Here is an 11154-nt window from a genome sequence, read left to right on the forward strand (position 1 = left end):
CCGCTTACTGACGGCCTCGTCCATATGCCATTTGTCATTCGGCCTTGGCCGGTCCCTGCGAATGCAGGCGGTAAAATGCTGACCAAAGCGATTGATCCAAAGGCGAACAGTTTCCCGGCTGACGATCACCCCGCGCGCGCGGCAAGCAGATCTTCCACATCGGCCGTGCTCAACGCAAACCGGTAATAGACCCATACCGCATAAGCGACAATCTCACGCGGAAAACGGAAGCCCTTCAAACGGGGAAAAGCGCTTGGTAATCTCACTGCTCCTAGATACCGGAGACGCGAGCATCAAACAACTTGGCAATACCTCTTGAACAGACCCTAAGCGAAAAGATCACGACCTGCTGGCGCTTGATTTAAGATCAGACTCTCGCCCCTATTGCGTGTCACGATTTCAGGATACTGCTCGATATTCGACGTATTCCATCGGACGTACTGTTTCCTCACATATCGATCAAGATCATCCACGGTCACGTTCCCGTTTTCACCTGAAGCCCGGCCTCGTAGTCCATCGAGAAGTATCGACGTATAGGACCGTTTCGTTTCCTCCATTCGCGTCATAATCATCAAGACCGACCGCTGCGAAGGTCGGCTGGGACTGACTGGATAGGAAAATGTCTGCGTTACTTGGCTGTCGGGCGGGATCTGCAACTGTCGCACAGCGTCAACGATCATCACCAGTTCTTCAAACTGGTCAAAATACAAGCCGATCTCAGCGAGGTCCAATTTACCGGAATTCGAGCCGACCGACGCATCGGAGGCTAAAATTGAAAGGGAATCCGCGCCGCGTGCGAAATGAGATGAGATGTAAACATATGCACGTCTAAGTCGGCCACCAGACTTCGAGAATTCATCGAAATCAGACCTGAAATATGCCAAGCGCTCGAGAATTCGATCTCTTTCCACTTCTCCCGAGAGCAAATAACATTTTTCCTCGTCGATTGCACCACCTCTCGAGTCAGCCATCCAATCGCGAAATACGTGCGCATCTTCAGCCGATTGTTGAATCGATGGAAAATGACGGAAAGTATTGATCCCTATTGCCAGACCCAAATCGTACACGCGAGGGGCATCGAAATAGTTCGAGTTTGTGCGGCGCATATTCGATATGAATGAAAGCAGTTCTGCTAACTGGCCGTCGCGCAAGGCGCCTGAACGGACGATGGTCTCAAGCTGCGCGATGTGTCCTCGCAACAGAGCCTCGCCTTGGACAAACGCTGTAAAATATTGAACGAAGTTGGAAAATCCGTCTCCCCGGGTCAACGCTTTCACAATGGCTGCGGGGATACTCATGTCCCGCGGCCGCTCTAGATCCAAGAGCGGGAGATCAAAGTAAATGGCGGCAAGTGTCCGCGGCCTTTGTCTGGCGAATTCTTCGAGCGCCTGAGCTGCTTGATCGACAGTGGCGAGGTCAATCGGGCGTGGCCCGTATGCATCTGTTCGTTCCGGAAGGGCTTCCAATAGGGAAAGAAGATGATTGGCGATTGGAGAGTTGACCTCTCCATGCTTTGGTGGACTGCTCCCGTCCGATAAAGCGAGCAAGGTGGCGATCATCCAGCGATAACGCTCTTGCGCAGCAGGATCGGTGAAACGTTTGAGACGATCGACAACAGAATCGATCACAATTTTGGAGCGAATATCGTTATCCACTGCCATGGACAAGAAGCCTGTAGCCACGCCGAGGTTGAGCTGTCCGAGAGATTCGAGTTCTTGTGCAGCCTTGGCAGCATCGCCGCCAGAGCCCGCGATCGGAACGACAGGTTTTGACTTTGCCAACGCCGCCTTATAGATTTCGTAAGTGCCGCCAACGCCACCGATCATTACGAGGGCGTCTGCCTGTTTGATCGAATCGACTGCCCAATCGTGCACGACAACGGTGCTAGCACCGTCAATCGTGAAGTCACTTTTTTTGCCAGGCTCGAGAAGTTGGGTGAAATGGTCTCTGGGGCTTTTTCCCAACTCCACCATCCTGTCGGTGAAGCTACGACTAACGACATGGTCCACACCTGGCCAGCCACCAGCGACAAGGTGCATATCATTCTCGGCGAGAAAAACGCCCAACTCGTTGGCCAACAACTGTACTGACACCGGTAGCGCGAAAGTGCCGGTCCCCGCCACCAGAATACGCGGGGGCTTCAATGAGGCGCGCGGGCTCTCTTCAGCATGCGGATTGGCCCCAGGAAATGGAAATGAATTGATGAAATCGGAAAGCCAATTTATCTGGACCTCCGAATATGCATTGGACACTGCTCGCTCAATATTGATGACAAACGTGTCGCTTCCGACTGTTCTCGGAATGACAAGTTCTGACTTGGTTGATCGCTCAGCATTGATATAGTTGCCTTGTTTGGAGACGTCTGGAGCCCAGACGAGCTGTCCGGTCTTGGCCGCTTTCCCAATTAGACCATCGAAAGATGCGGCCTTGTAGTTGGTAAACCCGGACGCGACTACTGAAGCGACCAAGGGAAGGCGGTCGGGTGCGAGTGTAAACAATTGGACGTATTCGCTCTGTGAGATCGCGCTGACAAACTCAACCAGAGCCTGAGGGATTTCATCTTCATCTACACCGAGTTCAAAGCTCGAAATCCGCGCTGCAGCTTCCTCGGGCGATAACTGCAGAAAATTAAGATATTTCAGTCGGAAGATATCCGAGTCAGCGAGTACCCTGACATAGTGTCGAATGAAGGTGCGTGCTTCCGAGGGTTGGGAAGCCTCAAGTACCAACCTGAATAGCTCCTCGCCATCGTTAGTCGTTCCGAAAAATCCGGCGTCGTGCGCGCGCTTCCTGTTTCTCGCGCTCGTGACCCACCGTGCGGCGCAAATGATGACGGGTATGCCGATCCCCATCTTTCGTATTGCGGCGAACAGATCCATGCCTGCCTCGTCGCCTTCCGGTCGCCCCATATCTGTAATTATGACGTCAAACTCTACTGTGCCGGACAAAAGTTCGAGCGCTTCTGCTGTACTCACAGCGATTGTACACTCGGCACCTAGCTCCTTTTGGAACCGGTCCTTTGCGTAGATGTTGTTGGAGGGAATATCGTCGACCCATAGTATCTTTACTACAGCGGGCAGGTCAGAAAGGTCTGACAGCGATGCAAATGTGTAGAGCAAAGAGCGGTTCGGGCGTTTGGTTTCATTGAGTCCATCGGGTTCCGGCACAGTATCGAAAGAACCAGGGAATTCCGGTGGTGGCCAAGAGGTGTTTTCTTCTGGGTGTCGCTCGACCAGCCCGCCGTGCAGCGCTTCACGAGACACTGTCCCAAATGGCAGGCTCCATTCAGTCAACCGTTGTCGGCCGGTAGGGGAAGGAAAATAAGCCGCAAAGCTGGAGCCTTCCGCATTCTCGAGATACTCGCCGACCGCGCGAAGCTGCGTGCTGATTTTTGTCTCCTCGCTATATCGGAGGGACCGCGTGAGTTCCTCGCGCACACCGCTCGCAAGGCGATAGACCGCTTCTCCGACATTGCCGTCTCCTGATTGCTTCTCGATTAGCCCTCCAAGGAAAAACTCTGCAAGTTCCTGAATACCGGTATCCGGCAACATCACCCGCTGGACGAGACGCATCACCGGCACGGTGAGAGGATCCGGAACAGACATGAAGACCGCAAGGTCATACGCGCTACGTGACGCCATGTGGCGATAACGAGCAACTCTGGCCTTCGCAGAGATTTTCGCTTCTCCCAACGCGCCGCGAGCGTCAGATGCCGCATCTGAAATCGACGGCACCGCGGCAAGCGAAGCGGGGATGGCCAAGCCGGGTATGGCAGTGCCGCCACGGGCGGTCATCATCCTCGCCCATTGTCCCAATGTTGCCGTATCCAGCCCAATCACCGGCACGAACATTAAGTCCACGACATCAGTGTCGTCCAGCTCGTCACGGGCGACGACTTTCAAACGCGCATTGGTATCGCCCGGACGTTCGGCGAATATCTCAAGTTCTGGCTCGCCCACCGAGCTATGGCGCCAGGAACGGCGCGGAAGCAGTTGAATAATGCTGACCGCTGCGGAATGTCCAAGCTCCCGAATGAAGTCCTGCGCCGAGCCGTCGCGCCAGCGGAAACCTGTTCCGTCGGTTATAAAAAAGACGACATGCTGCTGATTGCGATCCAAACGACGGGCGATTGAATCACTGCCTCTCCTACCGGAAGGAGACACGGCTACACCCGGCCGTTCGGGGAGGCGGTACTCGGTGATGCTCTTGAAACCGCCCTGGCTGCGTAGCTGCCGTTTAAAATCGTCTAGGGTCTCAGCCCAGAGATCCATCGATGGAGATCCGTCAACGACAAGGCTGAGATCGAGCCATCGCTCACGCATTGGGCGATAAAAGGGGTACCAAATCCCGGTTTCAGCAGCGCGGGCGGCGGTTTCCTCTTCGTCAAGCGTGCGCCTCCAGCGGGAGGGCACTCGGCGTGACAAAGGTCGCAATGCGCGCCGCAAGCCGTTGAGGTCCGAGATCGCGGTGACTCCCGGTACCTGTAAGACCGATGCGGACACGCTGCCTTGCGTCTGCGCCGAAAACAATGGGGTCGACGCAAATTTGGGTATGTCCACATTTTTTTCGTAGGGGCTCACCTGGACAGGCGCGTCGGACCGACGTCCCTCCGTCGGGCTGCGGGCCTCGTCCAATGGATTGACTGGATGCTTCTCAACAGCAAGCACATTGCCACCACGACTGGCAGGTAGACGCTCGGCGAGCCAAAGGATTTGTTCAACGTCCTCGATCGTGGCGGCAAGTCCGGCGGCCCGCAATGCGCTTACCAGGGTGGCAATCATTAGGCCTTCCTACCCAATCCAGCAGTAAGGCGTTTGACGATCGCTTCCCGGTCATTTTCGTCCATCGCATAGGCCCCCAAAACCAGCTGGATAGCGTTCAATAACTGGTCGGTCGCGAGCACCTCACCAGTTGCGGCGCGCCCGACAAACTCCTCGATCAATCTGGTCGCTTTCTCCGTTTTTTCCTGACCCAGATGGGCGGTGACAATTGCTTTCAAGCGCGCAGGGTCATCGCATGGATCCGGCATCCTCAACTGCACACATCGCCGCAGGAAGGCCGGCGGAAAGTCGCGCTCGCCATTGCTCGTCATTACAACGAAGGGAAACTCGTAGCTCGAAACCCTGCCATCTACGATTTCTACGCGATCCTGGCCGCCGAAAATCCGCACATGCATGCTTGCCTTACCCAGTCTGCTGAGTTCGGGGATGTGAAAACTGCCCTCCTCGATCACGTTGAGCAAATCGTTTGGCAGATCGATATCGGCCTTGTCGATCTCATCGATGAGCAGCGCGCGCGGTCGCATCGCTGGTAGCATCGCTGTGCCAAGAGGACCCAGTTCAATGAAGTCACCGATATCGAGATCCTTATCTGCTCCCTTAGTGTCCCCGCCACGCTGGACGCGGCCGATCGCATCGTAACTATAAAGCGCTTCGCGGAGGGTGCTGCGTGACGTCACTGGCCACCGTAATGGCTCTCCGAGTTGAAGCTCGAGTGCTACTGCATCGATGAGTGAGGACTTTCCCGTTCCGGGGCCTCCGGTGATCAGAAGTGGACGTCGAAGGTGCAATGCGGCATTTACGGTTTGCCGTACGTCGGGGTCCGCTTGATATGTTTTCCCCTTCGCGCGAGTTGCCGCCGAAAGAGGCGCTCTGAGCTCATCACCTGAACGGGCTAACGGCTCGGTGGAGCGTCGGGGGCGCCATGGAGGCGGTTCGGGCATCTTCAGGTCCGAGCGCTCTTCATGGTCCCCAAGGTAGATTTGCCAATTCGCTTTAGAAACCTCTTTCATATACACTCCGTCAAAATGGGGACTCGAGGAATTGCGCCGCAGGCAGATGGTCCGGCATGTCCCAGACAATATGGATCGAAGAAACGAGATCGCTGTTCTTTGCCGCCTTGCGCAGCTTGCCGATACGCATGGGCGCATCGCTGGCTTTTAAGACCTTGAATAATTCATAAATGTGGCTACGGATATCGGCATCGATGGGTGGCGATTGCGAAAGCCAGAAGAAACATGGTACCCCCGCTCGTAGACAGCCGACGACCTCGGCGGCAGCTCGATCCATGTTCATGTCGATATGGCCAAGGCCGACCCAGACCGCGGTGCCATGCGCCAAAAGCAATCTGTCCGTCACTTCGACGAAACGCTGATAGCTATCCTCGCATTCGGATTTCTCCAGCCATTCGACGATCGCGCTCCCTCCGGCTTCGATCCGGGGTATGAGAGTCGTAAGGGCCCTCTTCCAGGAATTGATCGGCCCGCCCGCGCCTCCCGCTTTCGCTTTCGCACGCCGGCTCCAATGCAGCGTAACGGGATATCGGCTATTCAGAGGCATGGGATCTCCCACCAATCCATCCTCTTCAAGCTCGATTTTCACGGATTCAAGGTCGCTGGACAACAGCCTGTCGGGCACGACAAGACTGACGACCAACTCATATCGATGACCCACCTTTCGTTCGGCTTCCTCGAGAATCGAGGGTAACAGCTTGGCAACGCTGGCGCTCAGATCGCCGTTTACCACAGCGACGTCTCTTGTTGAGCACAGGTCCGGATCAGGGGCTTGGATCCACCAGCTTAGCTCCGTGGTGCCGTCGATTTTCGTATCGCCGAACTCGAGAAAAAGCGCAGCCTTGGGGCGCTGGGCCAGTTGTTCCGCGTCCAAGACGGCAAAGAGAGATGCGCGTTCGTTAAGGGCGTTACTTGTCGCGTCGCATACCCAGTTTTTGAGCTTCAGGTTATTCAGTTCCCGCGCCAAGCGCTCGCCGAACTCAATCAGCGGACTGGGGGAAGACTCCGTCCTCCCTCGGCTATCACCTAAGTCTTGCAGCCAACGTTCTATCGAAACATCTCCCACTTCTCGCGTCGGGTCCGGCAGCGATCGCAGATAGACCCGGTAGAGGAGGGCGTTATGGACACTTATTTTTTTCAGCAATCCAAGCAGGCTCGCTGCCAGCGGAGTCAAACTGGAGACCGACTTTCGATCCGACGGCGAAGTTGTCTCTACAAAGTGGTCTTCAGCCGAGCGCGATTCCTGCACGATATCGCGGACTTTCTTTGCGAACTCGTCGAAGAATTTCCGTCTATTGAGAAATGGCTCGGCCTTGTAGGCAGCGTTCTTCAGCCACTGTTCGAGCGGCAAAACTCCATCAACAAGCGGCTCAATGGTCGAGTTCATCGCAAGGAGATCGAGGTGGAGCTGATTGAGCGGCGAGTCATGTTTCACTAGAGCCGCGACATACTGAGGCGCGATACCCGCCATCAGCATGGTACGTTTGTCTTCCAAACCGGCTTTAATCGCCTGTCTATGAATTTTCTCGATATCCTCAAGGTGTAAGATCATTGACCGTACTTGAACCCCCATCCATTATGCCCGCTCAAAACACTGCCTCCACGGTCACTTCGGCGGTCGCGGGCTGCGGTAGAATGATTTGCAGACATGGTTCGCCACTGTCCTACACGAGAATTGCGCCGATCTCGGCCCAAAGACCGGGATTGTTGGTCCTCAGGTCATCGACGATCCGGTGCATCATAGTGCCGATATTCACCCACACAGTTTCCTTGCCTTGATAGTTGAATTTCCCGAGCGACATGGTCGCGGCCTTGTGAAGTGCAATCACCTGCCAATTATCGTTACACACTGGTGCGCCTGAAGACCCGCCGTCAGTATCCGTAAAGTAGGCAAGATCGCCTTTCTGCATCGCGGCCGCGAGATTGTTGCGGATCGCCAACTGCTTTGGCGCGCCGGCCGGGTGTTGGATAATGTTCACCGGCAGCCGCTCGGCTCCTACAAACTCCAAGGGATTTCCCCAAAGTGGCAGCACCGAACGATTCACCATGCTGCGTTCGAGTTCAAGCACAGCGTAGTCGAGCATTGCGTTCGATGCTTTCACGCCAAGCGTCTTTACCTTCTCACCCTGTACGTTGTCTTGATCGTAGTCGAACAGAACTTCCAGTCTTTGTCCCTGTAACTCAAAATCAGCCTTCGCCGCACGCTCCTCTCCTTGGCTGCGGGCGTCAACCACATGATAATTCGTAATGAGGTGTTTGGGGCCAAGTAGCCACGCAGTTCCGAAATATTGCATTTGCTCGTTTGAATACGGTTGCTTTCGCGCTTCGCCGTCCTCAAACCGGGTGACAGTCAGCCTGGCAACTGCGGCTGATGTCCGCAACGCTCCGGCAAGAAAACCCACCGGCAAGAGTTCGCTGTCAAAAAGAACGCGTTCGGCTACCGTCGCCGGCGGCGTGGGGTCGACCTGCTCAACTTTATGCTTTTCAACGCGATCAGCGCGTTCGCGAAAGAATTTTTGTCTCGTCGGGAACATGCTCGTTGCGAAGGCCGCGTTGCGGAGCCACCGCTCCAACGGAACGACCCCACCAACTATGGGCTCAGGGTCGTTCATGATCTGAAGATCAAGAAGGACCTGCTCACTTGGTCGATCTGATATTTCGAGCATAGCGACATATTCTGGCAGAATACCGGCCATCAATAAGCTGCGCTTGTTATGAAGACCAGCCTGAACAGCTTGTCGTTGGATCTCATGCAGTTCCTCAATATCAAAAAACACGATCACCACCCATTGGTAATGCTTCCCGATATCCGTTTCGACGCAGAGGCGAACAGTCCATTGTCGCCACCGAGTGTAATCTAGCCTCGTCAGTACTCGTTTCAGACTTCGAATACTGGACAGTCAGCATAAGACATATTGCTGATTCCCAAGCTTGTTGCGCAAGAGTCTATTTGCGCTCAAAGATAGATTTATTGTAATTTGTTCGCGGTATTCGCGCAACATGGTCGGCGGCATTAGGGGAACAAGATGAGCACGTTGCTGGAGCAGTTAGAGCGCCTGCGCCGCTTTAGAGAGTCGGTTAAAATTGGCGACCCGAGGATTGCCGAGGAGAGCGCCGACCGCGACACCTATACGGAAGGGTTCGCCAAGCCTCCATCAACCGAAGCGATCGAAGCAGCTTTCGAGAATGAAAGCATCGCAATGCGGCGCGAGCGCCCTGTTCTAGCGATCCAGGAAAATGTCACGCAATTAGACTTTGTCGATCAAGCTGACAGCGAAATCTGGCGAGACCGGCTGAGTAATGCTCGGTCGCTGCTCGACGCGGCGATCCCAGCTGTTGGTCGCATAAACCTCGTCGGCGCAGGATTGGACTGGATCGGAACGGGGTGGCTGGTTGCCGAGAATGTCTTGGTCACCAATCGTCACGTCGCGTCTGAATTTGTGGTCCGCAAAGGCGAGACCTTCGACTTCGCTATGGGCGCCTTGGGACGCATTTCCGCGAACACCGACTTCCTTCAGGAAATTGGCAATAGCAGAGCGCTTGTCTTCCGGCTGACGAGGCCGCTGCACGTTGAGGGCAAGGAAGGACCCGACATTGCGTTTTTTGAAATCGAGAGGATTTCAGGCGATCAAAAGCTCGCCAGACCGATACGATTGGCGACAAAGATCGAACCGACAGAGAGCGTCGCGGTCATTGGCTACCCGGCCTATGACAGCCGTATATCTGAGCCGGATCTGATGGAGCGCATCTACGGCAAAGTCTACAATAAGAAGCGGCTTGCCCCCGGAAATGTGACACGGGTCGAGCCCACCCGCTTATGGCACAATTGCACGACGCTCGGTGGCAATTCCGGTTCGGTTGTCTTGGATCTTACCGAGGGGACTGCGTTAGGGCTACACTTCAGTGGAAGCTTCCTGAAGTCGAATTATGCGGTGCGCGCTGATGTCGTCGAAAAGCTTCTCCGCGAGGTGCTCGGAGGACGCGCCACGCCGCAATCCCCGAGGTCGCGACGGGAAAAACGCCCGGATGTTTCTCGCACGACCATGAATATGCCGCAGAGAGTGGCGGCCCCCAGTATGACCGTCACCATACCGCTCACCGTCACCGTATCGCTCGGAAACTTGCATGCGAACTCGGCCTCCGTGGTGGTCAACGCTCCGACCAGCGATCCCGTCGCTCAGGACGACGAGACGAGCGACTATGATGAGGCAAGGGCATCAGACTATACCGACCGCAAGGGATATGTGCCCGCATTTCTCGGTGACGAATTCGCCGTCGATTTGCCCGGTGTGCAGCGCCACGCGGATGATGTCCTCGTAGTCGATTCAGAGGATGAATCGCAGGGCGAGCTTCGCTACCAGCATTTCTCAGTCATCATGAGCCGGTCCCGTCGCATGTGTTTCTTGAGTGCCTGCAACATCGACGGTGAACAGTCCAGGAAAGGCCCCCGCGCGCCGTGGAAGTGGGATCCACGCATCCCGCGCGAATGGCAAATCATGGGAGAATGCTACGGCACTCCTCCTAAGTTTAGCAGAGGCCACATGACGCGGCGAGAGGATCCCTGCTGGGGGAACGTAACGCTCGCTCAACGAGGCAACGAGGATTCGATGCATGTGACAAACGCCGTCCCGCAAATGCAGGCTTTCAACTCCCCCATTTGGCTTGCGCTTGAGGATTATGCCTTGCAGCATGCGCGCGAGGACGACATGAAAATCTCGGTATTTACGGGCCCGTACTTCGCCGATACCGATCCTGAAATGTACGGCGTGCGAATCCCTATCGCATTCTGGAAGGTAATCGCGTTTGTTCACGACGACACCAACCTGCTTTGCGCAACCGGCTATGAGATGGATCAAACACAAAGTCTGCCGTCAGAGGAGGAATTCACCTTTGGCGCCTTCAGATCGCCGCAATTAGGCACCGCTGTCCAGGTTCCCATCCATCGGATCCAAATGCGCAGCGGTCTAGATTTTGGAGCGCTCATTGATGCAGATCCGTTAACGGAGGAAGAAAGCATTCCAAACAGCACATATCCTCCGTTGCTCGCCTTGCAACAGGTGCGGTTTGTGAACCGATGACAATTGATCGAGCATTTCAGTTCCGGGCCGACAGCGGTCGGCCCGCTGATTGAATTGACACTCGGAAAGCAGGCGCAGCCACCCCTGCTTTGCACCCGCTGATTTTGGGGATTTGTGTTTTGCGCTGGGGATTTAGCCTGTTTGATCGTAGCGTTTTGGCGTACTGGATCGTGGTTCTGGGCTATTGTTGGATAGTGTAGCGTAAGAAACTGGTTGCGGGGGCAGGATTTGAACCTGCGGCCTTCAGGTTATGAGCCTGACGAGCTACCGGGCTGCTCCACCCCG

5 protein-coding genes and 1 pseudogene are annotated in these 11154 nt (G+C 55.4%); 1 reads left to right on the forward strand and 5 read right to left on the reverse strand.

Going from position 1 to position 11154, the window contains the following annotated elements:
• Positions 1 to 9 precede the first annotated feature (9 nt).
• The 5 genes and pseudogenes from AC1RWL_RS25430 to AC1RWL_RS25450 all read right to left on the reverse strand — a co-directional run.
• Positions 10 to 266, reverse strand: a pseudogene (locus tag AC1RWL_RS25430) (IS6 family transposase); the annotation flags it as partial.
• A 60-nt stretch (positions 267 to 326) separates the two neighbouring features.
• Positions 327 to 4781, reverse strand: coding sequence for an SAV_2336 N-terminal domain-related protein (locus AC1RWL_RS25435; protein WP_493095899.1), 4455 nt, complete (start codon positions 4779 to 4781; stop codon positions 327 to 329).
• Positions 4781 to 5791: an AAA family ATPase gene (locus AC1RWL_RS25440; RefSeq protein ID WP_493095900.1), complete on the reverse strand. Its 1011-nt coding sequence runs from the start codon at positions 5789 to 5791 to the stop codon at positions 4781 to 4783. Before AC1RWL_RS25440 ends, AC1RWL_RS25435 begins: the two co-directional genes overlap by 1 nt.
• Positions 5792 to 5801: 10 nt before the next feature.
• Positions 5802 to 7343: a VMAP-C domain-containing protein gene (locus AC1RWL_RS25445; RefSeq protein WP_493095901.1), complete on the reverse strand. Its 1542-nt coding sequence runs from the start codon at positions 7341 to 7343 to the stop codon at positions 5802 to 5804.
• Between the two features lie 112 nt (positions 7344 to 7455).
• Positions 7456 to 8577, reverse strand: coding sequence for a trypsin-like peptidase domain-containing protein (locus AC1RWL_RS25450; protein WP_493095902.1), 1122 nt, complete (start codon positions 8575 to 8577; stop codon positions 7456 to 7458).
• A 240-nt stretch (positions 8578 to 8817) separates the two neighbouring features.
• Between AC1RWL_RS25450 and AC1RWL_RS25455 the strand changes: the two genes are divergently transcribed.
• A complete protein-coding gene (locus AC1RWL_RS25455) occupies positions 8818 to 10869 on the forward strand; it encodes a DNA/RNA non-specific endonuclease (RefSeq protein WP_493095903.1) in 2052 nt (683 codons plus the stop codon).
• Positions 10870 to 11154 lie beyond the last annotated feature (285 nt).

The organism is Shinella sp. GW821-FHT10F02, from assembly GCF_058809275.1.

Excerpts from the sequence above, each read along its gene's own strand:
- AC1RWL_RS25440 (WP_493095900.1), bottom strand. The coding sequence starts at position 5,791 with ATGAAAGAGGTTTCTAAAGCGAATTGGCAAATCTACCTTGGGGACCAT.
- AC1RWL_RS25435 (WP_493095899.1), bottom strand. The coding sequence starts at position 4,781 with ATGATTGCCACCCTGGTAAGCGCATTGCGGGCCGCCGGACTTGCCGCC.
- AC1RWL_RS25445 (WP_493095901.1), bottom strand. The coding sequence starts at position 7,343 with ATGATCTTACACCTTGAGGATATCGAGAAAATTCATAGACAGGCGATT.
- AC1RWL_RS25455 (WP_493095903.1), top strand. The coding sequence starts at position 8,818 with ATGAGCACGTTGCTGGAGCAGTTAGAGCGCCTGCGCCGCTTTAGAGAG.